Here is a 26,138-nt window from a genome sequence, read left to right as displayed (position 1 = left end):
TAAGGGAATCCATCGACAAGGCGCCTTCGGGCGCCTTTCGTGTTTTTGGCTCCAGCAGAAGCGGCGACCTTGAGGCCGCACGTCATCGACGTTCACCCAGACATTCATTCCAAGAATCGGAGCTTCGGCATTTCAACTGCATGGAGCAGCGAAGCCCTCCTGCGGGTCCGAACTGCGCAGGATTTTGGGCAACCTGTCTCACTCTGCGGTAGCCCGTGAGAGCAATGGGCGATTTGTGAGTATTCGCCCTGCGGCTGACCGCTTTGCGGCTAGTATGGCAGCGGTTGGAAGCTCCAGCGATAAAACATGGATTGAGAAACATGACCGCGCTTCTCGAAAGCCGAGAGACCCATCTCGCGCCATCACCGGAATGGTCGCCGCAATCCATTCGGTCTTTCAGGCACGGATACGCGGTTCATATGGAGATGATCAAACATGCTGCGTTCATTCGGAACCTGGATGTAGAGACCATCTCGTCTCGCGTTTATCGCATCTCGGACGGACGCCGTACCGTCAGCTTCTGGGGCCACACACCGGATACGACATCGCTGGTTTCAGGCGTGATTTCGAGCTCCAAAGACATCACTAAAAAGGTTCTTCAGAACGCCGGCGTGAACGTGCCGGAAGGATCAGTCTTCGAGCAGAATGAGGAAGACGAAGGTTGGGAGTTTGCAACGACGATCGGTCTTCCGGTCGTCGTCAAGCCCATTCATGGAAGTGGCGGGCGCGGGGTTACGTCCAACATCAAGGAATGGAGACATTTCTCGCTGGCATGGAAGGCCGCACGGGACGCAGCGGATTCGCCGATCATCGTGGAGAAGCACATCCCCGGCAATGATTATCGACTGTTCGTTATCGGAGACCAGCTTCGAGCGGCAGCTTGGCGTGTGCCGGCCTACATCGATGGGGACGGCGAAACATCGATTGAGGGGCTTATCGAAAGCAAGAATCAATCGCGCATGGCCAACCCCTATGTCGGCGCAAAGCCCATCAAGCTAACCTCGATGATGCTGCAATATCTCGCGGATCAAGATTTGAATCCGGATTCGGTTTTGCCGTCGGGCCGGCGGCTCTATCTGCACTTGGTCGCCAACATCGGTGGCGGTGGCGAGAGCGTCGATATCACTGAGAAGGTCCATGCGGATTTCGCCGATATCGCGGCACGGGCCTGCAAGGCATTTCCGACCAGCCATTGCGGAATAGACCTTCTATGCGAAGACATCACGCGTCCGGCAAGCCAGCAGACATGGGCTATCTGTGAGGTCAATATATGCCCCGATATCGCTATGCATCACTTTCCGGTCGTCGGTATGCCCCGGGATGTGGCTGGAGATCTGATCGGGCACCTGTTTCCCGGAAGTTATCCTCTCAAGGAGAAGTTCTGGAAAAAAGCGGTCATCGAGATCACAGGGCAAGTGACGGACGTCGGATTCAGGCGATGGCTCCGTCGTGTCGCGGATTTGGGCGGGCTTACCGGCTGGGTCCGCAACGCCGCGGAAGATCGCGTGGAGGTGGTGCTTTGCGGCGCTCCCCGCTCGGTAGAGAATGCCATCGGCTTGTGTCGCATTGGGCCAGGCCGCGCCAAGCCCGACAACGTAGCCGTTTCGGAGTATCGCGGTAAGATCCCGCCACGGTTCACAATTCGGACCGAGAGCGCCGGTTAGCCCTTCACGCGCAGCACGACATCCTCTCGCACCGTGCGTACGACAACGGGCGGGCAGGCCTCGCGCAAGCCGCCGAGTGGAACCTGGGCGATGACAGGTTCTCTGAGGCCGCCGAGAGGCAGATGGGAGCATCGCACGCAAGCGGTGCGCGTCTTGATGATCCGACGCACGGGTCGCACGACGACCACATCATCGCTCTCGTAAACGACGCTCGGATAGGGCTGGTACAGATCCGCAGCAAAAGCGTTTGGAATCGCTGCCACAAGAAAAACTGCTACTGCCAGAATGCGCATGCCGATCACTCCCTCCGATGCAGAGAGAAGCTAGGCCGATAAACGCATTCGGAAAGACCAGGGCGGTTTTACAACACCACGATGCCCGCGTGTTTCGCCTTGTTGTCCGGCTCCACGTGGATCGTAATCAGCGCGTCTTCGATATCGTCCTTCAATGCGCGCTCCAGGCGGTCGCAGATGTCGTGCGCGTCGGTGACGCTCATGGCGCCCGGCACCACGAGGTGGAAGTCGATGAAAGTCATCTTGCCGGCGTGGCGCGTGCGCAGGTCATGCGCCTCGATGGCGCCCGTCGCGTTGATCGATATGATCTCGCGCACCCGCGAGAGCGTTGCCTCCGGCAGGGCCTCGTCCATGAGGCCGCCGATGCTTTCCTTCATCAAGCCCCAGCCCGACCAGAGAATGTTGACCGCAACGAAAGCCGCCAGCACGGAATCGAGCCAGACCCAGCCGGTGAACGGCACCAGGAGGAGGCCGGCCAGCACGCCGACCGAGGTGACCACATCGGTGAGGAGATGGCGTCCGTCCGCCACGATGGCGGGCGAGCGCAGGCGCCGGCCTTCGCGGATCAGCTGCCATGACCAGAACGCGTTGATCACGGTCGCGACCGCGTTGACGGCAAGGCCAGTCGCGGGCGCGTCCAGCATCCGGGGCTCGAAGAAGCCGAAATAGGCCTCGCGCAGAATCATCATCGCCGCGACGATGATCAGCACGCCTTCGAGAACGGCGGAGAAATATTCCACCTTGTGGTGGCCATAAGGATGATTGGCATCCGCAGGGGCTGCGCTCACGCGCACGGCCATGAAGGCGGCGAGCGCCGTCACCACGTTGATGATGCTCTCCAGCGCATCCGAATAAAGCGCGATGCTGCCCGTGAGGTAATAGGCGGCATATTTGAGAGCGAAGACCACCGCCCCAATGAAGATGCTGCCGATGGCAAGTTTTTGAATCCGGCTCATGGCTTCATGCAAAGGTACGAGGGCGGCGGGGACAAGCGAAGCGCCCTTATAGTGATTGCCAGCCCAAGCGCAAGCCTCTCATTTTACTTGCAAATCGCTCGCAAGATCAGCTGTCGAGGGACCGGCCGGGCAGCCTATTCCATCGGGTCCGTCAGCTTGGTTTTCAGCTTATCGTAATAGCCCGCCAATTTCGGCGAGAGCGTCCGGCACTGCTCGATGAGATCGAGCGCGTCTCGGGTCTCGCCGGCACGCATGGCATCCAGCAGGCGCGGCTGAAGGTGCATGAGCTCGGCAACCGATGCATCGCTCCCTTTAAGCGGCGCGACGATTGTGTAGATGGCCGATTGAGTGGAGCGGCCACGCACGGCGATGCGGTCGAGTTCGATCAGCGCATAATGATCCCGCACGGCCTCGGCGGTGGCGGGGCCGAGGATCAGCGCAACGCCGTATTCCTTCGACAGGCTCTCAAGGCGCGAGGCGAGGTTCACCGTATCGCCGAGCACGGAATAATCGTAGCGCCAGCGCGAGCCCACATTGCCGACGACGCAATCGCCCGTGTTGATGCCGACGCCGATGGCGAAGGCGGGAGCAGCTTCCCCCTCTTCCTTGCGCAGGGTGGCGTTGAGAGCCGCAACCGCATCCAACATGCGCATTGAGGCTTTGACGGCCCGCAACGGATGGTCGGGGCTCGGCAGCGGCGCGTTCCAGAAGGCCATCACGCAATCGCCGATATATTTGTCGATGGTGCCGCCTTCCACGAGCACCGCTTCCGAGAGCGGATCGAGCAGGCGGTTGATGAGGCCGGTCAGCCGCTCCGGCTCGTCCTTCAGCTTTTCCGAGAGCGTGGTGAAGCCGCGCACGTCGCAGAACAGGATCGAGAGATTGCGCCGCTCGCCGCCGAGTTTCAGTGCGCTCGGATCGCGCGCGAGCTGCGCCACCAGATCGGGCGAGAGATAACGGGAGAAGGCCTCCGACACCGCATGGCGTAAGTGCCGCTCGCGGGCGTAATCCAGGCCGAAGCGCGTGCCGAAGACGGCGAGGGCCGCTGCGACCGGCAGGGCAGGCGGCGCCCAGATGCGCTCGACGCGCAGGAGCGCCCAGGCCTCGAGGAAGAAGAACGCCACGATGAACAAAGCCGCAAGCCCGGTCTTCCAGGACACGCGCTGCGTCGAGAGGGCGGCGGCGAGGAAGGCCGCGGCGACGATGAGGAACACCATCGCGATGCGCGGCACGGGCGTCACGTAGAGGCGGTGCTTCAGGTTGTCGAGGATCGTCGCCTGCACCTCCACGCCCGCCGTCAGAGTGCCCGTGGCGAGCGTATAGGCGGTGGGAAAGGTATCGGGTGCGCCGGCATTGGCGGAGGTGGCGGCCTTCAGGCTAAGACCCACCAGCACGATCTTGTCTTTGAAACGTCCCGGCTGGAGAAACTGCTGCGGGTCGAGCGCTTGGTAATAGGACACAGTGGGATAGGTGCGCGTGGGCCCGAAATGCTGGATCAGCGCATCTTCGGGCGGCGGCTGAACCGGCGTGCCGGCTAAGCGCAGGATTTCCGCCGCGAAGCTGTCCGATTGCGAGGGCATGCGGCGCAAGTAAACGTCGCCATCGGGATCGACCGACGCGACGCCGGGAACCGCGCCCGCATCGAGGAACGGATCGATGGGATTGACGCGGGTGGTCTGGATGCCCTGGTCGAGCTGCGTCGTCACGTCGTCGGCCGCCAGCACCACATCGGGGCCGAGCACCTCCGCAAAGCGCCTGTCGGCCTCCTCGCTCGACGGTTCGGAGAAGATGATGTCGAACGCGATCACCTTCGCGCCGGCAGCCCGCAGACTCTCGATGAGCTTTGCATGCAGTTCCCGGGACCACGGCCAGCGCTGCCCGATTTCGGAAAAGGAGGGCTCGTCGATGGCGACGATCTCTGCGCCGAGCTGCGAGGGGCGCGGCGGCGCGATGACGGAGAGGATGTCGAAGAGCTTCGCCTCGATCAGGTAGAACGGCTTGAAGAAGGCGAGCGGCACCAACAGCGCCGCGATCAGACCCGCCATGGCGAAGTGACGCCACAGCGGTTCGCCGCTTCGGGACGTCGATGCAGATTTCGTGGTCTGTCGGGTCTCCACCCTAGAATCGCGCCTTCAGGCTCGCCTCGAATGTGCGCCCCGGGCCGCGCGTGTCCGGAGCAAGCTCGAAATCCTCGTCGAACATGTTGAGCACGCTCAGGCCGAAAACCAGCCTGCGGTCGGGCGTTTCCCAGGTCATGGCCGCATCCGTCGTCCAGTAATCGTCGGTTTCGCGGCCCGCGAGATTGCCTTTGATGTCGCCGACGAAGTTCGTGGCGACAGTGACCTTGAGGCGGCTCGGGTGAACGAACGTAACGCCTGCACGTGCGAAGTTGCCGGCGATGAACGGCACGTCCGCGCCGCGCGCTTCCTCAGAGCGCACGTCGGACGAAATTCTGCCCACGGTGCCGAACATGCCGAAACCGTGCGTGAGCCAGAGATTGGCGGTGGCCGCAATGCGCTCGATGCGCGCCTTTCCGATGGCGATGTCATCGATGCTGTAGGCAATCGGAAGATTGAGGTTCTCCGCATCCTGGCGCTGATATTCCAGGGCCGTGAACACATAAGGCGACCATTCCGAATCCCAGCGCAGGGCCATAGTGCCCACCTCACCGCCGAGCGAGAGCGGCAGGACATTGGGCACAAGGCCTACTGTCGTCACGGGCGAGAGCGTAAAGGCGATGGGGGTCAGCACATCCTGGCGATAGGCGGCGCGCAGCCACTGTCCCTCGAAGGGCGCGACCGCGATGCCGGCGCGCGGGGAAACCGCCTCGTCGCCGGGCAGGTTTTCGAGATTGACCTCGCTGCGCTCGATGCCGGCCTGTGCCTCGAACCAGTCGGTCGGACGCCAGAACAGATCCGCATAAAGGCGGGTAGCGTCGAAATCCGTGCTGGTGCGCTCGTCGAGATCGGTGAACTGGAACCTGTCCTGCGCGATGTTATAGACGAAGCCGGTGCCGGTGCTGCGGGCGACACTGCGTCCGCTTTGCGCCTCGATGCCGTAATGCAGGGTCAGGTCGCCGAAGCCGATCATGTGCGAGAGCGCGGCGGACGCGCCTTCCGTGCGCGTTCTCTCCCAGACGGTCCGGCCAATGACGAAGCCGGGAAGATCCCCGCTCGCCGCATTGACGTAGCTGCGCTCTAGGCCGCTGAGGCCGAAGACCGCGCCGGTCAGGACGTTTCTGTTGCTGAAGCTGTGGCTCCAGCCCGCGCCGCCGAGGAAGGCGGTGGAGTTTTCCCGCGCGTCAAGGAAAGTCGTCGCGGTGTTGATGGGCGCCAGCGCCGGATCCTGCCTGGCGGCCGCGCCGAAGACCAGGAAGCGGTCGGCAGCCGTGGGCGAGGAGCCGATGAAGAAGGAGGCGTTATCGACGTTCTCGCGGTCGATGATGTCGCGTCCATTGGACTTCGTGCGGCTCGCGGTGAGCGAGACGGAGGTCGGGAGAGGCTCGTTCGTATAGCCCTGCACCGTGGCCTCCGCGCCCCAGCCCAGGCGACCATTGTTGTGGATGAGCGAGCCGCCCACTTCCACGTCGAGGAAGGGACGGCGGATCAGGTCGATGCGGCCGATGCGGCCCGAGACGGCGAGCGGATCGAAGAACAGGCCCTGGATCGTGAGGTTGAGCGCTGTCAGATCGGCGCCGACGCCGGTCTCCACGTTGGCGATGTCGGGCCTGCCCGTCACGAGGTTCGGGCGCTGCACCGCCGATTGGTCGAAATAGCTCGAAGCAGTGAAGGGATCGAAGACCCTATCGCCGTAGAAACGGGACCACTCGTTGAGATTGAGGAATCGATAGGCCTGCGCCGGATAGGAGCCGCCATCCTTGTTGACCGCGAGCCCGGCGAAGTCGCCGCCGCGCTGGCGGTACCGGCGCAGGGTTTCACGGGCGGCAAGGATCGCCTGATCGGCCTGATACTGATCGATGGCGATCGCCGTGCGGGCGCTCGATACCACCGGATCGTTGGGATCGAGCCGGTCTGCGTTGTCGAGAGCCTGCTCCGCCAGTTCCTCCTCGCCGTTCTGGTAATAGGCAATCGCCGCCAGAAGCAGGCCCTGCGAGAGGGCCGGGTTGGCGGCGGAGCCCGCGAGGATGGCCTCGATGGCCTTTTCCATCTCGCCCTTCTGCAGCAGGTAGCGGCCACGCGCGATATAGGCGACGCTGAAGGCCGGATCGAGGGCGAGCGCCTGATCGATCAGAACGCCTGCCTCCTCGACGCGGTTCTGGTCAAGCAGCACGATGGCGAGATTGGCGTAGGAAACCGGGCTTCCCGGATCGGCCGCAATGGCGCGGCGCAGGGCATCTTCGGCGGCGAGCGGACGATCCAGGTCGGATTCGAAGAGGCCGAGGCTGTTCCAGATGTTGGAGTTGCCCGGCGCGGCCTGTGCCGCCTGGCGCAGGGCCTCGACCGCCGCATTGACCTCGCCGTCGATATCGCCGCGAATGTTGCTGTCGGCGGCGATCACATCCGGGTCGAGTGCGTCGATGGCTTTGGCGCGGGCGATGGAGGCGCGCATCTCCTCGCGCCGGTTGAGGACGTAGGATACCTGCGCCGACATCACGGCGATGCGCGAATCGTTCGGGAAACGCTTTTCCGCAGCCTGGAGGATATCGGCAGCCGCCTTCAGGTCCTGCCGGAAGGCGGTCACATAGGCATGGGCCAAGACCGCGATGGGATCGTTGAGGCCGCTCTTCGGTTCGGGATAAACCCGTGTCGGATGGGCGAGCGATTGGGTGATGTAGCGACCGTAGGAGGCGATCACGCGCCGCTGCGGATCGAGCCCCCGTTCCGCCCTGGCGAAAAGGGCGGCCGCTTCCGACCATTTATGCTGCGAGCCAAGCAGGGAGGCTTCCACCAGATCGGCGCGGGCGCGTTGCGACGCGGTGAGGCGCATCGATCGCGCCTGGGCGAGGGCCTCGGCGGCGACGGGCCTGCCATCGTAGCTCATGGCCGTCTCGGCAAGGACGAGCCAATCGTCCGCGCTGCGCGCTTCCGGTGGGGTCGCGGCCACGCGGCTGCGTTCCGCCCGCGCCACCGGACCGGTGAGGGGCGAGGTGGAGAGCGAGGAGAAGGTATCCCGCAGGCTCATATAGAAGAGCATCTGCTCACGGTCGTTGGAATTGGTGAGAATGAATTTCGTCGGCGCCTGACCGATGGCCGCCACCGCGCCTTCGCCCTGGCGGACGGTGACCGAGCCTTGCGCATTGCTGAGTTCCACGATGCCTTCGAGCACTACGAGCGATGTACGCCCGCCCTCGACCGAGAGGGACCAATCCGTACCGCGAATGGCCGCCACGGCGGCAGGCGTCTTCACATCGACGCCCGAGCCGCCACGGGAGGCGCGGGCCCAGATATTGCCCGCTTCGAGATTGAGCTGGGTGGTGTCTGTATTGGCGCTGGCGACTGCGTTCACGGTGAGCGTCGAGTTACGCCCGACGCGGATCTGCGTCTGGTCGGCGAACAGGATCGCGAGGTTGCCGATGGCATTGGTGCGCAGCACGTCGCCACCGATCACATCCTGCCGGATCTGGGCCGCACGCCACAATTCCTCACGGAAGAAGCGCATCTCCTCGCCGCCCTTGGCAGCCACAATCGATCCCGCCACGGGTGTCTGGCGCGGAAGGGGGCTCTGGGCATGGGCGGTGGTGAGGCACAGCACAAGAGTGCTGGCCGCCGCGAGAAAATGGAGAGAACGTGCAGCCATGAACAGTCGAATGATACTGGAACTTAACTGATAAGCCGGAAGCTTAGCAGGATTGTTGCAGGATCAAAGCCGATTCAGGACAACGTTCTGTGCTCTAGAGCACATTTCCCTCACCTAAGGGAAGATTCCGCCCGAAATCGGCACTTTTAGGCTGTTCAGGCGATGCTTTTCTTGCGGGCGAGGATCAGTTTCTGCTTCAGGTCGTGCTGGGCGAAGGGCTTTTGCAGAACCGGACGGTCGCGGAAGGTGTCCCGGATACCCGCGCTGCCGTAACCCGTCGAGAACACGAAGGGGATCGAGCGCTGGGCCAGGGCCTCGGCCACCGGGTAGATCGGTTCGCCGGCCACGTTCACGTCGAGAATGGCTAAATCCACCTGTTCCCGGGCAACCGCGTCGAGGGCAGCCGAAAGCCGGGCAGCCGGTCCAATGACCTCACAGCCGAAATCGAGAAGCATGTCTTCAAGCAGCAGAGAGATTGCCGCTTCATCTTCCACGACAAGGATCCGCAGGCCGTTGAGGTCTCCGTCGCTCATCACGTTTTCAGTCACGGTTTCTCTTTCTTTTCACGCATGGTGTTGCGAAATTTGCACCCGCCGCACCGGATACATTCCCCGAACGCTACGAAGGTAAGCATTGAGAATCAGAGGGTTTTAGCATCCCTGCACGAACGTGCAAAAGCCAAGCGTGCCCCCTAGGCCTCCCCGCTTCTTATTTCGAGTATGATCTTAGTGCGGGAGAAGACAGTTGCATAGATCCCGAAGCGCCTGAGTTTATTCAAAAAACGGGAGTTGCCTTCCAAGCCTTCGGGAGTCCACTTGCGACTCTTCGCCTTACATTCACTATGCACCCTGGGCGCAAGAGTTCCTCTAACATAGGTTAGTCGTCGCGCGCTTCGTGATTGGCCGGTTCCAACCTTGTTCCCATGGGGCGAGTGAGGGTGGGGGACTTTGGGCCTTAGCCCGCCATGCACCAGGCTCTTGCGAAGCCCGCATCTTCTCCCCGATAATCCGGCCATGGCTGACAGATCCAGTTTGCGGTGCAACCGTGCGTAAGCGAGCCCCCAAGGCGCCGATCCTCATTATCCTGCATCAGGAGCATTCGACTCCCGGCCGCGTCGGACGCCTGCTGGCCGAGCGCGGCCACCGGCTCGATATCCGCCGCCCGCGTTACGGAGACCCCTTGCCGGAGACGATGGCCGAACATGCGGGAGCCGTCATCTTCGGTGGCCCCATGAGCGCCAACGATCCGGACGATTTCATCAAGACGGAGATTGACTGGATCGGCGTGCCCCTGAAGGAGAACAAGCCGTTCTTAGGGCTTTGCCTCGGAGCGCAGATGATGGCCCTGCACATGGGCGCAAAAGTCTGGCCTCACCCGGAGGGACGCGCCGAGATCGGCTATTACCCCCTTGTGCCCACCGAGGCGGGACAGCGCCTGAGCGACGTGTGGGGCGTGCCCTGGCCGAATTACGTCTATCACTGGCATCGGGAAGGGTTCGACTGCCCCTCGGGCGCAGAGACGCTGGCGACGGGCGACGACTTTCCCACCCAGGCGATCCAGGTGGGTGAATCGGCCTTCGGCCTGCAATTCCACCCGGAAGTCACCCACGCCATGATATGCCGCTGGACCGTTCATGCGGAGGAACGCCTCGCCATGCCGGGCGCGCAGGACCGCATCCGCCAGCTCGCGGGGCGCTTTCAATACGACCCGCATGTCTCGCAATGGATCGGCCGCTTTCTCGATCACTGGCTGGACGAGCCGGCGTCGGCGCGCAGCGAGCGCGCTGCCGTGCGCTAAGTCGCGTCGAACTCGAAGGGCGACACACCGCGTTTCATCTCGTCCACGATCAGCGCATGCATGAGCGGCGGCGCCGCGCGCTGCGGGCAGGCGATGCGCTCGCACAGGCGGCAATTGATGCCGATGGGCATGGCCTCCGCCGCCGCGAGATCGTGTCCCCGCGCATAGACGAGCCGGTGCGCGTATTTCAACTCGCAGCCGAGGCCCACCACGAATTGCGGATCAGGCCCGCCCCAGGGGCTGAAGGCGCGTTTGACCGTGCGGGCCATGGAGAACCAGCGCGATGAATCCGGCAGTTCGATGATCTGCGTTATCACCTGTCCGGGGCTGCGGAAGGTGGAATGCAGGTTCCATAACGGACAGGTACCGCCGAATTGCGAGAACGGGAAGCGGCCCGACGAAAAGCGCTTCGAGACATTGCCCGCCGCATCCACTCGCACGAGGAAGAAGGGAATGCCGCGCGCGCCCGGCCTTGCCAGCGTGGTCAGGCGATGGGCCACCTGCTCGAAGCTCGCGCCGAAGCGCGCGCCGAGCACCTCCACATCGTAGCCGAGCGCCTCGGCGGCGGCGTGAAACTTGCCATAGGGCATCATCATCGCGCCGGCGAAGTAATTGCCGAAGGAGACCCGCAGCAGACGCCGTGCCGGGCCATCCACGGGCTCGAGCCGTGCAGCCAGTGCATCGATGGTGTCGCGCATCTCGGCGAAGGCGAGCTGGTAGGCGGCCTGGAAGGTGCGGCCCGACGGATCGACGATCTCCGAGATGAGCAACTGGCGGCGGTGGTGGTCGTAACGGCGCAAGGAATCCGGCATCACGTCGATAGGCATGACGCGCACGCGGATGCCGTGCTTCGCGTGCAGCCGCTCCGCGATGGAAAAGAAGAGCTCGTGGCCTGTGAGAGCGAGATCCGAGGCGAGGGTTTCGGCGGCCTCGTCCAGCTCGGGAAAATAGTTCTTGGCTTCGTGGATGAGTTCGCGCACCCGATCCACCGGGTTGACCTGCGGCGCGTCCTCCGCCCGGTCCCTGTCGTTCATGTTCGGCGTCACAGCCTCTCGCGCGCCGCGCATGGCCTGATAGGCGCGATAGAGTCGGTTCACGGCATCGACCAGCGAGGGCGCGGCCTCGATGGTTTCGCGCAACTCGATGCGGGAGACGGGCGAAGAGCGGAACAGCGGGTCGGCGAAGATCTCCTCCAGCTCCGACACCGTGCGCTCGTTGTCGTCGTTGGCGAATTCGCGCGGGTCCAGCGAATAGGCATGGGCGAGGCGGATCAGTACCTGCGCCGTGATCGGGCGCTGGTTGCGCTCCATCAGGTTGAGATAGCTCGGAGACAGACCGAGTTCCTCCGCCATGCGGGCCTGACTGAGATTCAGGTCACGCCGCAGGCGCTTGAGGCGGGGGCCGACGAAGAGCTTCCTGCTTTCATCCATTTTGTAAATCTTTTGACAGGTTTACTGACGATGTCGTGTCATACATTTACAAGGCCACTTTTCTTCACAAATCAGGCGTTGAAACAAAGGCTTCTTCGCGGATTATATCTTTTAGACGCCTCACCGATGCACAAAGTGTGCGGTCCCAGGAGGTAGTTTGTCAACGGATGTAAACTGAAGGATAAGTCTATGACCGCACAGAAGTCACCGGCCTCACTCGACGATTTGATCCCGGCCGCTCCCGAGGGCCGCTTCGACGGAATCCGTCGCCCCTATTCGGCCGAGGATGTGCAGCGCCTGCGCGGTTCCTTCCCGATTTCGCACACGCTCGCCGAGCGCGGCGCGCAGAAGCTGTGGCAGTTGCTGCAGGAGCGTCCCCATGTGCATTCGCTCGGCGCCATGACCGGCAACCAGGCCATGCAGATGGCCCGCGCCGGACTTGAAGCCATCTATCTTTCCGGCTGGCAGGTGGCGGCGGATTCCAATGTCGCCGGCGCCATGTATCCCGACCAGTCGCTGTATCCGGCCAATTCCGGCCCGGAACTTTGCCGCCGCATCAATCGCACCTTCCAGCGCGCCGACCAGATCGAGCATGCGGAAGGCGGCGCGCAGCGCGATTGGTTCCTGCCCATCGTCGCCGATGCCGAAGCCGGCTTCGGCGGCCCGCTCAATACCTTCGAGATCATGAAGGCCTATATCGAGGCTGGCGCCGCTGGCGTGCATTTCGAGGACCAGCTCGCCTCGGAAAAGAAGTGCGGCCATCTCGGCGGCAAGGTGCTGATCCCGACCTCGGCCCATGAGCGCAACCTGATCGCCGCGCGGCTTGCCGCCGACGTCATGGGCACCTCGACCCTCATCATGGCCCGTACGGATGCTGAATCGGCTAAACTCATCACCTCCGATGTGGATGAGCGCGACCGCCCCTTCATCGAGCCGGACAGCCGCACGCCTGAAGGCTTCTATCGCCTAAAGGACGGCACGGGCCTCGACCACTGCATCTCGCGCGGCTTGGCCTATGCGGAACTCGCCGACCTCCTGTGGTGGGAAACCTCGCATCCGGATCTCGACGATGCGCGCAAGTTCGCGGAGGCGATCCATAAGCATCATCCGGGTAAGCTGCTGGCCTATAACTGCTCGCCGTCCTTCAACTGGAAAAAGAAGCTGGACGACGCGACCATCGCCAAGTTCCAGCGCGAGCTCGGCGCCATGGGCTACAAGTTCCAGTTCGTGACGCTCGCCGGCTTCCACCAGCTCAATTACGGCATGTTCGATCTGGCGAGCGGCTACCGCGATCGCGGCATGGGCGCCTATTCCGAGCTTCAGGCCCGCGAATTCGCGGCGGAGGCCGACGGCTACACCGCCACCCGCCATCAACGCGAGGTCGGCACCGGCTATTTCGATCAGGTGTCCGTGGTCATCACCGGCGGCAAGTCGTCCACGACCGCCATGGCGGAATCCACCGAGACCGCGCAGTTCCACACCTCGACCAAGCTTCAGGCAGCTGAATAAGGCTTCTACCTCAAACCTTTGCACCAACGGAGAGAGACAATGACTTCATCACGTTTCTGGGTTGTCGGCGGCGAGTACACCTCCTGCGATTGCGACACCATCGTTCAGGGCACCGAGCGGGTCGTGGGACCCTTCGAGAGCCGCCATGAGGCCGAGCGCACCTGGCGCAACCTGTCGGAGGATCACCGACCCCAGGCTCAGGTCCGCTTCACCATCGCTCAGGAGCCGCCCTCGACCCTCAGCACTTAACAAGCGCCTTCGGGTCTGCGGATCCCTCACCCGCCGTCACTGCAGGGCTGACGGCGGGTGAGCCCGTTTTGCCCATGGTTCTGATGTGTCGAGAGCGATTCTTATTGGCCACCCCCTCTGCCTAAATGCCTAGCGTGACCTAAAAAGAAGGTCGCACTATTCTGTTCTTGATGAGGGGACAACCATGAAGCCTGTTCTGAAAACATTCGCCGCCGCTCTGGCTCTTGGTCTGGCGGCCCTGACTTCGGCCAGGGCCGACGTGGTGGTCTCGTCGAAGATCGACACGGAAGGGTCGGTTCTAGGTAACATGATCCTGCTGGCGCTCAACACCAACGGCATCAAGACGCAGGATCGCATCTCGCTTGGCGCGGGGCCGATCATGCGCAAGGCCATCACGGCGGGCGAGATCGACATCTACCCCGAATATACCGGCAATGCGGGCTTCTTCTTCAACAAGGCGGACGATCCGCTCTGGAAGGATGCAGCCAAGGGTTTCCAGGCTGCCAAGCAGCTCGACTACGACGCCAACAAGATCGTCTGGCTCGATCCGTCACCCGCCAACAACACCTGGGCCATCGCGCTGCGCAAAGAAGTGACGGACGCGAATAAGCTCAAGACCCTGTCCGATTTCGGCAAATGGGTGTCGGGCGGCGGCAAGGTCACGCTGGCGGCCTCCGCCGAGTTCGTGAACTCGGAAGCAGCCCTGCCGGCCTTCCAGAAGGCCTATGGCTTCCAGATGAAGCCCGAGCAGCTCATCGTTCTGTCGGGCGGCGATACGGCGGCCACCATCAAGGCGGCGGCCCAGCAGACGAACGGCGCCAACGCCGCCATGGTCTACGGCACCGATGGCGGCATCGCGCCGTCCGGCCTCGTGGTGCTGGAGGACGACAAGAACGTGCAGCCCGTCTATGCGCCCGCGCCCATCATCCGCGAGACGGTGCTGAAGGAAAACCCCAAGATCGCCGAGATCCTGAAGCCCATCTTCGCCTCGCTCGACCTGACGACGCTTCAGAAGCTCAATGCCCGCGTCCAGGTGGGCGGTGAGCCGGCAAAGGCGGTCGCGACCGATTACCTGAAGTCCAAAGGGTTCCTGAAGTAAGACAGGGATCTTCCCGCGAGCCGGACCTTCGGAACACGGAAGAAAGAACAAGGCCTGTTGTGAGTTCAATGCTGTCCCGGGCGGATGCGATTGGCCCGATGCCCCCGCGCGCCGCATCCGTCCTTGATCCGTTGGGGAGCCTTATGGCGATCCTCATTGGCATCGCCCTGTTCGCCTCGCCGTTTGCGACCTATCGCGCCACCCGCATCGACTCCGGCCAGACGCGCATGCTGATCGAGGCGCTGCCGGGCTCATGGGCGCTCATCGTCATGGCCCTGTCGCTTGCTATCGCCATCGCTGCCGTGACCATGCGCGCACCTTTGGTGAGGCTTGTCTGCGCCGTGGCCGGATTGAGCGCGATCTGCATCGGCATTGGCATGTCGGCGGACTATCTGACGCCTCCCGACAACAGCTTCGCGCGCGTTTCGCCATCGCTCGGCTTCTGGTTTCTCACGCTTGCCTTCACGCTGCTTCTGATCGATGCCCTGGCGCGCCTGAGCTTGAGCCCCATGGGAAGGGTCGTGGCGCTTCTGTTCGGCGCGGCGGGCCTCGCGTTCCTGTTGTGGTCGGGCGCGTGGGACAATCTCTCGATCCTGAAGGAATACACGACACGGGCCGACAGCTTCTGGCGCGAGGGAAGGCAGCATCTTTTTCTGGCCTTCGGATCGATGATCGCAGCCTGCCTCATCGGCATTCCGCTGGGCATCGCGAGCCACCGTTTTCGGGCATTGAGAACAGCGGTCTTGCAGACCTTAAGCATCGTGCAGACCATTCCGAGCATCGCGCTCTTCGGCATCCTCATGGCGCCGCTCGGGGCGATTGCCGCAAGCGTGCCGCTGGCAGCCGCCCTCGGTATTCACGGCATCGGCGCGGCGCCCGCCTTCATCGCGCTTTTTCTCTATGCGCTTCTTCCCATCGTCGCCAACACGGTGGCGGGCCTGCACCAGGTTTCGCCGTCCGTGGTCGATGCGGCGCGCGGCATGGGCATGAACCCACGCCAGCGCCTGTTCGGTGTCGAGTTGCCGCTCGCCCTTCCGGTGGTCCTTGCGGGCATTCGCATCGTGCTCGTGCAGAATCTCGGCCTCGCCACGGTGGCGGCGCTCATCGGGGGAGGGGGCTTCGGCACCTTCGTGTTCCAGGGCATCGGCCAGACGGCGATTGATCTGGTGCTGCTCGGCGCATTGCCGACGGTCGCCCTGTCGTTTGCCGCCTCCATCATCCTCGATGCGGCGGTCGATGGCGCCAAGGGAGCGCTCGCATGATCGAGATCGAGCATCTCACCAAGCGCTACGGCGAAACCACCGTCGTCGACGACGTATCCTTGCAAGTGGAGGAGGCCACCGTCACAGCCGTTGTCGGCACGTCGGGCGCGGGCAAGTCCACCTTGCTTCGCATGATCAATCGTCTCGTGGAGCCGAGCGAGGGCCGTGTGCTCATCGACGGCGAGGACACGCGCTCGATTCCCGAAGACCAGTTGCGCCACCGCATCGGCTATGTGATCCAGGGCTATGGTCTTTTTCCCCATCGCAATGTCGCGGCCAACATCGCCACCGTGCCGCGCTTGCTCGGCTGGGAGAAGAAGCGCATCGCCGCGCGGGTCGAGGAGCTGCTCGACCTCTTCCAGCTCGATCCGGCGGAATTCTCCGCCAAGTTTCCGCATGAGTTGTCGGGCGGCGAGCAGCAGCGCGTGGGCGTCGCACGAGCACTGGCCGCACGTCCCGCGCTGCTTCTCATGGACGAACCGTTCGGCGCGCTCGACGCGGTGATCCGCGCCAAGGCGCAGGATGAACTGCTCGCGATCCAGCGGCGCTTGAAAACCACCATCCTTCTCGTCACCCATGACATGAACGAGGCTTTCCATCTGGGCGATCACATCGCCGTCATGGACGGCGCACGGCTTTTGCAGCACGCGACGCCTGCGGAATTATTGATGCGCCCCGCGGATCATTTCGTCGAACAGTTGGTGGGGACGGCGGAGAGGCCTTTCCGCCTACTCGCGCTTACGAAGGTTCAGGATGCTCTCGAGCCGGGAAGCGCGGAGGGCGAGCCGATCATCTTATCCGATACGCTGCACGATGCGCTTTCGCAGCTCATGTGGTCGGGCCGCGAAGCCCTGCCCGTGGCCGATGCGTCGGGCGCTGTCGTCGGCCGGGTGAGTGTTGCCGGCATCCTCGAACACGGACGCCGTTTTGCATGAACCTGCGATGGCTCATTCGCGTGGCGGCCCTTGCCCTGCTGGTGACGTTCATCACGAGGCCACAGCTCTTTTCCTTTGCCTTCGAGCCGCTAACCACCAACAACGCACCGGCGATTTACAACCAGGGCAGCCTTCTGGCGCTAACGCTGTCGCATCTGCGCACCGTCTTCCTGGCGACGCTGGCGAGCATCGTTCTTGCGCTGACGCTCGGCATCTTCGTCACGCGTCCCGCCGGCGCCGAATTCCTGCCTCTCTCGCGCAGCCTCGTGCATATCGGTCAGACCTTTCCGCCGATTGCGGTTCTCGCCATCGCGGTGCCGCTCGTAGGGTTCGGCGAGAAGCCCACTTTCATTGCGCTGTTTCTCTACGGTCTCCTGCCGATCTTCGAGAACACGCTCACCGGCCTCACCCAGGTTTCGCCGCAGACGTTGGAGGCCGCCCGGGGCATGGGCATGAACCCGCGCCAGCGTTTATTTCAGGTGGAACTGCCACTGGCATTGCCGGTCATCCTGGCCGGCATTCGCCTCTCGGTCATCATCAGTCTCGGCACGGCCACGATCGGTTCTACGGTGGCCGCGAAGGGGCTCGGCGAGGTGATCATCGCAGGCCTTCAATCGAACAACATTGCCTTCGTTCTTCAGGGCGGCTTGGTGGTTGCACTGCTTGCGGTTCTGATCCACGACGGGTTAGGTCTTGTGGAGCGGTTCGCCGCCAGGAAGCTGGGCCGTTCCCAAGACGAGGTTTCATGACACTGCTCGAGCGTCTCAAGATCGAAACACGCCCTGCCCACGACCGAATCGAACAAGCCATCGACCTTGAGCGCAGGATCGAAACGCGCGAATCCTACAAGAAGCTGCTCAGCCGTTTCTATGGGTTCCATCATGCCTGGGAGCAGGCCGCCGCGCCGGTTGCGGACAACCGGGTTTTCTTCGAGCGCCGCTGCAAGACACATCTTCTGGTCCAGGATCTTCAGGCCCTGGGGATGCCCCAGGATGAGATCATAAGCCTGCCGCAATGTCGTTCCCTCATGCCGCTGCCTTCATCGCAGGCCGTGCTGGGCAGCATGTACGTGATCGAAGGCTCAACGCTGGGCGGTGCCATCATCTCGCGCGAGGTGGAACAGCGTCTCGGAATGAACGCCGAGACCGGCTGCGCCTATTTTCGGAGTTATGGACGTGAGATCGGTGTCATGTGGAAGTCGTTCGGTGCTGTTCTGCTGGAAGCCTCGTCGCCCGAGGCCGACGATCTGATCGTCGAGACGGCACAACACACCTTCACCGTCATGCATGACTGGTTATGCGAGGCCTCATGAACATCCAGGTTCCTCAGGAACTCGATCTGACTGCATGCGAGCGTGAGCCGATTCATATTCCCGGGAGCATTCAGCCTCACGGAGTTTTGATCGCGGTCGATCGCGCGGATATGAAGATCGCCCATGCCAGCGCCAATATGGCATTGGTGCTGGGCTTAGATGCCCCGTCCCTGCTCAATCGCCCCTTACATGAGGTGCTGCCGGATCTGGTGGCGCTGATAGAGGCGGATGTGGCCGAGCCTTCATCCGGTGAAGGCGCTCGCTCCATCCGTTCGATTCGGCTTAACACGCCCAAAGGCGATACGCATTTCGATGCGGTGGTATCCCGTTCCGGAAACTACGCGGTCCTCGAATTGGAGGAGACGCCGTTCAACACGGTCTCCAGCATCGATGCGCTCTACCCGACCCTACGCCGCTTCGTGGAGCAGCTGCAGTTGGTCTCCTCGATAGATCTTCTCTGCCGTCTGGCGGCCGAAGACATTCGCCGCATGACCGGCTTCGACCGCGTTCTTATCTATCGCTTCGACGAGCAATGGAACGGCACCGTCATCGCCGAGGACCGCAACGAGGCCCTGCCGTCCTATCTAGACCTGCGTTTTCCGGCATCCGACATCCCGGCCCAGGCGCGAGAGCTCTACCGCCGCAATCGCCTGCGAATCATTCCCGACGCCAATTACACGCCGGTTCCCATCCAGTCGCATGATCCCGCGCCGCTCGACCTGAGCGACTCGGTCCTGCGCAGCGTGTCGCCCGTGCATCTGGAATACATGCGCAACATGGGGACCATGGCCTCCATGTCGATCTCGATCCTGCGCGAGGGGCGGCTTTGGGGCCTGATCTCGTGCCACAACAAGGAGCCGAAGCGGGTCTCATTGCCGGTGCGCAATGCCTGCGATTTCCTCACCCAGATCTTTTCGCTCCAGATGGAGGCGCGCCAACATACGGCGCTTGCCGATAACCGGGTGCGTCTCAGGGCCATTCAGGCGCGGCTTCTCAGCTACATGGCGGCAGAAAGCTATTTCGTCGATGGGCTCATGAATCACCCGGACGATCTCATGCTTCTTGCCGGCGCGCAGGGGGTCGCGATCATTACGGACAATCATTGCTGGTGCCGAGGCATCACGCCGGGCGACGAAGAGGTCAAGGCGCTCTTCGAGTGGCTGTCGAACAATCATCAGGAAGACGTCTTCACCACCGACAATCTCGCCGCGCATTTCGCACCGGCAAAGGCCTATACGGACAAGGCGAGCGGACTTCTCTCGATTTCCATCTCGAAGATGTATTCCAGCTATATTCTCTGGTTCCGTCTCGAGCAGGTTCAGACCGTGAAGTGGAGCGGCAACCCGCAAAAGCCCGTCAAGGAAGAGGCAGGAACGCTCAGGCTTCATCCCCGCGCCTCCTTCGACACCTGGAAGGAGACCGTGCGCGAGCGTTCCATCGCCTGGGACCAGAGCGAGGTCGAGGCGGTGAAGGATCTGCGCAACGCCATCGTCGGCATCGTCCTGCGCCGGGCTGAGGAGCTTGCGGCGCTTGCCGATGAGCTCAAGCGGACCAACAAGGAACTCGAGGCCTTCTCCTATTCGGTCTCACACGACCTGCGCGCCCCGTTCCGCCACATTGTCGGCTTTTCCGAACTTTTGAAAAAGGAATCGGCGGATCTGTCCGAGCGCGGTAAGCGCTATGTCGAGACGATCATCGAATCCGCTTATACGGCAGGGACCCTGGTCGATAATCTGCTGCGCTTTTCGCAAATGGGCCGCACGGCCTTGCGTCCCCGGCGGGTCGATGTCGGCGGGATCGTCGATGAAATCCACCAAAAACTGGCGACGGAGGGGGGAAGCCGCCGGATCGAGTGGATTATCGACGATCTGCCCTCGATCATCGCCGACCCGGTGCTGATCCGGCTGGTTTTTGACAATCTCCTCGACAATGCGGTCAAATACACTCGCCCCCGCGATCCAGCCCGCATCGAAATCGGCTCCTGCCGTGAGGATGGAGAAATCATCTTTTTCGTGAGGGATAATGGCGTCGGCTTCGATATGAAGTATATCGAAAAGCTCTTCGGCGTTTTCCAGCGCCTTCACCGGATCGAGGAATTCGAAGGAACCGGGATTGGGCTGGCGAATGTGCGCCGCATCGTTGAACGACATGGGGGCCGCAGCTGGGCCGAGGCCGAGCTTGGCAAGGGAGCGACGTTCTATATCGCTCTCCCCAATATGGAAGGAGCGGCGTGAATGCCGGAACTGAAGCCGATCCTGCTGGTTGAGGACAACCCGAAGGATCTTGAACTGACGCTGGCCGCCCTGGAGCAGAGTCAGCTTGCCAACGAAGTCGTCATCGTGCGCGACGGCGAGGAGGCTCTCGATTTCCTCTATCGTCGCGGAGCGCACGAGAGCCGGAACACCGCCGACCCGGCCGTGGTTCTGCTCGATCTCAAGCTGCCGAAGATCGACGGCCTTCAAGTATTGGAGCAGGTGAAGGCCGATCCGGGTCTACGACATACGCCCGTCGTCATGCTCACCTCCTCGCGTGAGGAAAGCGATCTCGTCCGCAGCTACGAGCTCGGGGTGAATGCCTTCGTGGTGAAGCCCGTGGGCTTCCGCGAATTCTTCGACGCGATCCAGGACCTCGGCGTGTTCTGGGCCATTCTCAATGAGCCGCCGCCGCGAAACGCACGACAGGATCTTTGATGCAACAGCGGGCAGACCTTCAGTCCAGCCGCACCTTGCGCATTCTCCTTCTGGAGGATTCGGCGCTTGATGCGGAGCTCGTGACGGAGATCCTGTCCGCTGCCTTCAATGCATCCGTGCATCGTGTCGTTCTCGAAGAAGAATTCCGGTCGGCTGTCGAGAACGAAACCTGGGATCTCGTGCTGGCCGATTATCTGCTGCCGGGGTTCGACGGCTTGAAGGCGCTCGACCTCGTGCGGCAGCTGCGCCCGAGCCTTCCCTTCGTCTTCGTCTCCGGCGCCCTCGGTGAGGAGATCGCCGTCGAGACGCTCAAGCGCGGCGCGACGGATTACGTGCTGAAGGACAAGATCGAACGCTTGCCCGGAACGATCCTGCGCGCATTGGCCGAGGCGCATGAGCGCGCAGAGAGACGCCAGGCGCAGGAGGCCCTTCGCCAGATGCTGGATGAGCGGACCGCGCTCCTCCATGAGCTCGATCACCGAGTCAAGAATAACCTGCAGCTTCTGCAATCCCTCATCGCCATCGAGATGCGTCATGCGGAAGGCATGGAGGTGCGCGGCGTTCTCGGGCGCATGAAGCAGCGCATCCAGGCTCTCGGCGCCGCCCATCGTGATCTCTACGATGGCAAGGGGTCTGCGCGTTTCGACGCGGGCCGCTTCGCCCGGGAGCTGTGCGAAGAGCTGACCGATACTTTGACGGGCGTTCAGATCACGCCCGAATTCGAGATCGACGACGTGGAAGTGGAAGCGGCGAAGGCCGCGCCGATGGCGCTTCTGTTCAACGAGATTGTCGTCAACGCGCTCACTCAAGCCTATATGGAGCGGCATGGCAAACTGAAGCTCACCATGAGGGTGCGCGACGGAAATCTGCTGTTCCAGATCTCCGATGACGCCTTTACGCCGGCGGAAAAGAATGCGGCGGAGGAGAGTTCATCAGGAACGGTGCTCAAAGGCCTTGCGCGCCAGCTTGAGGCCCATGTGGAATGGCCGCTCGACAAACCGGAAACGCTGGTGCGCATCACCATGCCGGTCCGAGAAATCGGCTGACATGGCGGACAGGTTCGACGGGCATCCGGATACAGACCAGACAGAGCGGAGCTTTCCCGTCGGCTCGCGAACGTCGCTGCGGCAGGTTCTCTTAGGTCTCGTCTTCGCCCTTACTCTGCCTGCCATTCTGATTGCGGCCATGGGCTTTTATGCGAGCTACCGGGCCGAGCAGGATGCGACCGATCAGCGGCTGCAGGAAACCGTGCGTGCCCTGACCTCATTGCTGGACCGGGAAATCGAGAAGAGCGAAACGGCCCTGCGCATTCTTGCTCTCTCGCAAAGCCTTCGTCAGGGAGACTTTGCGGCGTTCTACGAGCAGGTCTGGCAGGTAGGCCTGGCGAAACCATCCTGGATCGCGCTGACGGAGCCGAATGGGCATGTGATCTTCAATACCCGCTTGCCCTACGGCGTGAAGCTTCCTGATAACAGCAGGCCGGATGTCATCAAACGTTTGGTGGAGACGCGCAAACCCCAGCTCTCCGATCTTCAGACCGGGCAGTTCTCGGGCAGGCCCCTCGTGCTTCTCGATGTGCCCGTCATCATCGAAGACAGGGTTGCCTATGTGCTCTCGGCCGCCATCGGCTTCGAGGTGTTTCAGCAGTTGATCACGGAGCAGAGGATCAACGACGGCTGGAACGGCGCTATCCTCGACAGGGGCGGCCGCATCATTGCCCGCCTGCGCGCGCCGGATCAGTTCGTCGGACAGCTGGCGCGCTCGGCCCTGCGCGAGGCGATTGCGATGTCTCCCGAGGGCAATGTGCAGAGCGTGACGCTGGACGGCGTGCCCGTGCGCTCTTATTTCAGCCGCTCGGCGACCTATGGCTGGGCCTTCACCCTCAGCGTTCCGGATACTGAACTGACCGAGTCTCTGCGGCGCTCCCTGTTCTGGCTACTTGTCATGGCCGGCTGCATCGTCGCGGGGTTTGTGTTGGTAGCGATCCTCTCACGGCGCATCGCCCACCCGGTCGATCAGCTCGTGGCGGCGGCTCAGGCTCTCGCGCAGGGGGAAGGTGTAGAGCCGGCCACAACCCATGTGCTGGAATTCGACACGATCCAGAACGCTATCGCCGATGCCGCCATCGACCTGCGCGATCAGGAGCAGGAACGTAACGAGGCCTTGGCCCGGATCGCCGAGAGTGAGGCCCGCCTGAAGCTGGCGCTCGATGCGGGCAATCTTGGATCGTGGGAATACACGCCCTCGACTGGGACCTTCGTCACTTCGCCCGCATGCCGGGCCAATTTCGGGCGCGAGCCCAACGAGCCGTTCTCCTATGCGGATCTCGTCGCCTCGATTCATCCGGAGGATCGAGCGCATCGGGCCCAGGCTATCGCGAAAGCGTTGTCGGCGCGCTCCGATCTGCATGTGGAATACCGCGCTATCTGGCCCGACGGGAGCGAGCATTGGATTCGCATCAGCGGCCGCATGCGCATGGGGCTGGACGAGCGCCTGTCCATGGTGGGCGTCTCGCAGGACATCACGGAGCGCAAACTCGCCGAGGATCGCCAGGCCATCCTGCTGCACGAGCTCGATCACCGGGTGAAGAATACGCTGGCGACGGTGCAATCCGTCGCTTCCATGACGCGCCGCTCCGCGCAGCAGGGCGATCCGGCGGCATGGGACGCCTTGATGGGGCGCATCCAGGGCCTTGCGAAGACGCATGATCTTCTCACCGCGTCCCAATGGCAGGGCGCGCTGCTGACAGATGTGCTCAACAATGAGCTGGAGCCCTATCAGGACGGCATGCATCAACGCATCCGCCTGCGCGGCCCAAAGGTCAATCTTCAGCCGAGTGCGGTGCTGGCGCTCGGGCTCGCGGTCCATGAGCTGGCCACCAATGCCACGAAATACGGCAGCCTTTCAGTGCCGGAGGGCAAGGTCAATGTCATGTGGGCCGTGACGCCCACCCTCAATCCCCCCGTTCTGATCGTGGAATGGGTGGAGAGCGGCGGGCCGCGCGTTGCCCCGCCCTCCCGCCAGGGCTTCGGCACCAAGCTAATCCAGCGCGGCCTCGCGCAGCAGCTCGGCGGAGAGATCAAGCTGGATTTCAAACCCGACGGCATCCGCTGCGTCATCACCTTCCCGGTCCAGAGCGTTCTGGTGCCGCAGGAAGAGATGGAGCCCGACGAGGATCGCTACGCCTCCTGACAATCCGGCTCCCGCCACTCCATCCTGAGCGGTGCGCTTGACACTCGATCGCGGTCGGCGAAGGTGTAAGACACCTACGATGCAGGCTGGATGGCATGACGACGACACGCGACAAGCTGGAAATGATCCTGGCGCGGCTTGCCGCCCGCGAGGAGGACGAGCGCGTCTTCATGAGCCTCTATCCCGAGGCGGCCCGCGCGGCAGCCGATGCTTCTGACGCCCGGAGGCAGGCCGGTGTCTCTCTCGGCCCGCTTGATGGTGCGCTGGTTTCCATCAAGGACCTCTTCGATGTGGCGGGCGAGGTGACGACCGCCGGGTCCATCGTTTTGCGAGATGCGTCGTCCGCCGCCAGGGATGCCGCCGTGGTCGGCCGGCTGCGGCAGGCAGGTGCCGTGATCTTGGGCAAGACCGGCATGGTCGAGTTCGCCTTCTCCGGACTCGGGCTCAATCCGCATTACGGCACGCCGGGCAACGCGGTGGATCCGGCACGCATTCCGGGCGGCTCGTCGTCGGGTGCTGGCGTGTCGGTCGCGGAAGGCACGAGCGAGATCGCCATCGGCAGCGATACGGGCGGGTCCGTGCGCATCCCGGCGGCGCTCAACGGCGTCGTCGGGTTCAAGCCCACGGCGCACCGCGTTCCGCTCGATGGCGTCTTTCCCCTCGCGCCGAGCCTCGACTCCATCGGGCCGCTGGCGCGCAATGTGCAGGACTGCGCCTTTGCCGATGCGGTAATGGCGGGGGAGGCGCCTCGAACTCTCGATCCCTATCCGGTTGCGGGATTGCGGATCGGCGTTCCTCGCGGACGCCTGTTCACCGAAACAGAAGAAATGGTGGAAAGCGCTTTCGAGAAAAAGCTCGGTCTCCTCGGCACGGCCGGTGCAAGGGTCGTGGATCATGACATCGACGATCTACTGCGCGCCATGCGGGAGGCCACGATTCATGCCTCCATCGCTTCCGTCGAGGCTGCCGAGATTCACGCGGACTGGCTCGTCACTCGCGCCGATGACATCGATCCGCGCGTGCATCACTGGCTCGCGCGCAGCAGCGCCGTGCCGGCTCATATCTATCTGCGCATGATGCGCCGGCGCCGCACCCTGGTCGAGGCGATGGATCGACGCCTTGCTTCCGTCGATGTCCTGGCGCTGCCGGCGACCGCGATCACCGCCCCCCTCATCGCGCCGCTCGAAGCCGACGAGGTTCTCTACAACGATGCCGACAGGCTGATCCTGCGCAACACGCAAATGGCCAACCAGTTCGACCTGACATCCGTGTCCCTGCCCCTGCCGGGTTGTGAGCGCCCGGTCGGTTTCATGCTGGTGGCGCGCCACGGCTCGGATCGCCGCCTGCTGGAGATCGCCGCCGGGATCGAGGCCATACTTGCCTCCTGACCTTGTCGTGGAGAAAACCGTCTCCACGACCATCACGAGTATTGCGGCAAGGATTAGCTGGCACACTCGTCCTCAGATCGTCTGCAAATATTGTAATGTATCTGGAGTAATAAAATAAAATAGGAATTATTGGTATTATATAATAACTCATCCAAAATAATTACCCATTCGGAGACAATTTTCGGAACAACCCACGCTTAATCGGCATATTCATGGCACTGGGGGCCGGTCCATCGCCACAAGGAGAGTGGGTGATGACGTTATCTCTGCGTAGAAGGCATACTGAAATTCACAATCCTCTCTCCAGCGTCAGGCTAGGCACGCAAAATCCTAGCGTGACCTCTGCCCCAAGCGCGAACACCGTGGCGGCATGGCGATCCATGAGCAGCGATGAGCAACAAAGGCTTCGGCGGAATTGTTCAGGGGTGCTAGCAACACTCGGCAACTATGAGAAATACTCAACGGCACTCTGCCAGTTTGTCAGCAGAGTATCGACAAGGTAGAAAATAGATGCGGGCGGAGTCATGCGGCTCCGCCCACTTTTTTGACTGGACTTAGCAATGGTTACATCCAACGCTTGAAAACGGCGGCAATGATGCAAGTGC

At 62.6% G+C, this 26,138-nt stretch carries 20 protein-coding genes; 14 read left to right on the top strand and 6 right to left on the bottom strand.

The genetic code is table 11. The features are described 5' to 3' along the window. Positions 1 to 320 precede the first annotated feature (320 nt). A complete protein-coding gene (locus ACXJKO_RS00230) occupies positions 321 to 1,664 on the top strand; it encodes an acylphosphatase (protein WP_457089059.1) in 1,344 nt (447 codons plus the stop codon). Here ACXJKO_RS00230 and ACXJKO_RS00225 read toward each other — a convergent pair. The 5 genes from ACXJKO_RS00225 to ACXJKO_RS00205 all read right to left on the bottom strand — a co-directional run bounded on the left by ACXJKO_RS00225 (position 1,661) and on the right by ACXJKO_RS00205 (position 9,203). Beyond that, the gene (locus ACXJKO_RS00225) at positions 1,661 to 1,957 is read right to left on the bottom strand and encodes a hypothetical protein (RefSeq protein ID WP_457089058.1); all 297 of its coding nucleotides are present in this window, start codon (positions 1,955 to 1,957) and stop codon (positions 1,661 to 1,663) included. The genes ACXJKO_RS00230 and ACXJKO_RS00225 overlap by 4 nt on opposite strands. A gap of 68 nt (positions 1,958 to 2,025) precedes the next feature. Beyond that, positions 2,026 to 2,913 carry a cation diffusion facilitator family transporter gene (locus ACXJKO_RS00220; protein WP_457089057.1) on the bottom strand — a complete coding sequence of 296 codons (888 nt, stop codon included), beginning with the start codon at positions 2,911 to 2,913 and terminating at the stop codon, positions 2,026 to 2,028. A gap of 134 nt (positions 2,914 to 3,047) precedes the next feature. Next, positions 3,048 to 4,958, bottom strand: a complete 1,911-nt coding sequence (locus ACXJKO_RS00215) for a CHASE2 domain-containing protein (RefSeq protein ID WP_457089056.1) — start codon at positions 4,956 to 4,958, stop codon at positions 3,048 to 3,050. A 73-nt stretch (positions 4,959 to 5,031) separates the two neighbouring features. Next, entirely contained in the window at positions 5,032 to 8,670 is a 3,639-nt protein-coding gene (locus ACXJKO_RS00210; RefSeq protein ID WP_457089055.1) for a FecR domain-containing protein, read from the bottom strand. A 155-nt stretch (positions 8,671 to 8,825) separates the two neighbouring features. After that, positions 8,826 to 9,203 carry a response regulator gene (locus tag ACXJKO_RS00205; RefSeq protein ID WP_457089187.1) on the bottom strand — a complete coding sequence of 126 codons (378 nt, stop codon included), beginning with the start codon at positions 9,201 to 9,203 and terminating at the stop codon, positions 8,826 to 8,828. 511 nt (positions 9,204 to 9,714) lie between these two features. Between ACXJKO_RS00205 and ACXJKO_RS00200 the strand changes: the two genes are divergently transcribed. Further along, positions 9,715 to 10,467 carry a glutamine amidotransferase gene (locus ACXJKO_RS00200; protein WP_457089054.1) on the top strand — a complete coding sequence of 251 codons (753 nt, stop codon included), beginning with the start codon at positions 9,715 to 9,717 and terminating at the stop codon, positions 10,465 to 10,467. Here the strand turns inward: ACXJKO_RS00200 and ACXJKO_RS00195 are convergent. Continuing rightward, positions 10,464 to 11,897 carry a helix-turn-helix domain-containing protein gene (locus ACXJKO_RS00195; protein WP_457089053.1) on the bottom strand — a complete coding sequence of 478 codons (1,434 nt, stop codon included), beginning with the start codon at positions 11,895 to 11,897 and terminating at the stop codon, positions 10,464 to 10,466. The genes ACXJKO_RS00200 and ACXJKO_RS00195 overlap by 4 nt on opposite strands. A gap of 189 nt (positions 11,898 to 12,086) precedes the next feature. On the opposite strand from ACXJKO_RS00195, the gene aceA reads away from it, so the two are divergent. From aceA to ACXJKO_RS00135, 12 genes are all read left to right on the top strand, one after another. Then, a complete protein-coding gene (gene aceA, locus ACXJKO_RS00190) occupies positions 12,087 to 13,406 on the top strand; it encodes an isocitrate lyase (RefSeq protein WP_457089052.1) in 1,320 nt (439 codons plus the stop codon). Positions 13,407 to 13,445: 39 nt separating this feature from the next. Continuing rightward, positions 13,446 to 13,655, top strand: coding sequence for a DUF4170 domain-containing protein (locus tag ACXJKO_RS00185; protein WP_457089051.1), 210 nt, complete (start codon positions 13,446 to 13,448; stop codon positions 13,653 to 13,655). Positions 13,656 to 13,839: 184 nt separating this feature from the next. After that, the gene (gene osmF / locus ACXJKO_RS00180; protein ID WP_457089050.1) at positions 13,840 to 14,754 is read left to right on the top strand and encodes a glycine betaine ABC transporter substrate-binding protein OsmF; all 915 of its coding nucleotides are present in this window, start codon (positions 13,840 to 13,842) and stop codon (positions 14,752 to 14,754) included. A 68-nt stretch (positions 14,755 to 14,822) separates the two neighbouring features. Then, on the top strand, positions 14,823 to 16,016 hold the full coding sequence (locus ACXJKO_RS00175) for an ABC transporter permease (protein WP_457089049.1): 1,194 nt from the start codon (positions 14,823 to 14,825) through the stop codon (positions 16,014 to 16,016). Next, positions 16,013 to 16,951, top strand: a complete 939-nt coding sequence (locus ACXJKO_RS00170) for an ABC transporter ATP-binding protein (protein WP_457089048.1) — start codon at positions 16,013 to 16,015, stop codon at positions 16,949 to 16,951. The genes ACXJKO_RS00175 and ACXJKO_RS00170 overlap by 4 nt, the downstream gene beginning before the upstream one ends. Beyond that, positions 16,948 to 17,700, top strand: a complete 753-nt coding sequence (locus ACXJKO_RS00165; protein WP_457089047.1) for an ABC transporter permease — start codon at positions 16,948 to 16,950, stop codon at positions 17,698 to 17,700. The genes ACXJKO_RS00170 and ACXJKO_RS00165 overlap by 4 nt, the downstream gene beginning before the upstream one ends. Then, positions 17,697 to 18,263, top strand: coding sequence for a biliverdin-producing heme oxygenase (locus ACXJKO_RS00160; RefSeq protein WP_457089046.1), 567 nt, complete (start codon positions 17,697 to 17,699; stop codon positions 18,261 to 18,263). The genes ACXJKO_RS00165 and ACXJKO_RS00160 overlap by 4 nt, the downstream gene beginning before the upstream one ends. Beyond that, entirely contained in the window at positions 18,260 to 20,497 is a 2,238-nt protein-coding gene (locus tag ACXJKO_RS00155) for an ATP-binding protein (RefSeq protein WP_457089045.1), read from the top strand. The genes ACXJKO_RS00160 and ACXJKO_RS00155 overlap by 4 nt, the downstream gene beginning before the upstream one ends. After that, positions 20,498 to 20,953 carry a response regulator gene (locus tag ACXJKO_RS00150; RefSeq protein WP_457089044.1) on the top strand — a complete coding sequence of 152 codons (456 nt, stop codon included), beginning with the start codon at positions 20,498 to 20,500 and terminating at the stop codon, positions 20,951 to 20,953. Further along, a complete protein-coding gene (locus ACXJKO_RS00145) occupies positions 20,953 to 21,999 on the top strand; it encodes a sensor histidine kinase (RefSeq protein ID WP_457089043.1) in 1,047 nt (348 codons plus the stop codon). The genes ACXJKO_RS00150 and ACXJKO_RS00145 overlap by 1 nt, the downstream gene beginning before the upstream one ends. A gap of 1 nt (position 22,000) precedes the next feature. Further along, positions 22,001 to 24,145: a sensor histidine kinase gene (locus tag ACXJKO_RS00140; RefSeq protein WP_457089042.1), complete on the top strand. Its 2,145-nt coding sequence runs from the start codon at positions 22,001 to 22,003 to the stop codon at positions 24,143 to 24,145. Between the two features lie 95 nt (positions 24,146 to 24,240). Then, positions 24,241 to 25,533, top strand: coding sequence for an amidase (locus ACXJKO_RS00135; RefSeq protein WP_457089041.1), 1,293 nt, complete (start codon positions 24,241 to 24,243; stop codon positions 25,531 to 25,533). The last annotated feature ends 605 nt before the right edge of the window (positions 25,534 to 26,138 follow it).

It is taken from the genome of Microvirga sp. P5_D2 (assembly GCF_054049475.1).
Note: the sequence above shows the minus strand (reverse complement) of the source record. Positions and strands in the feature narration are given on the sequence as shown.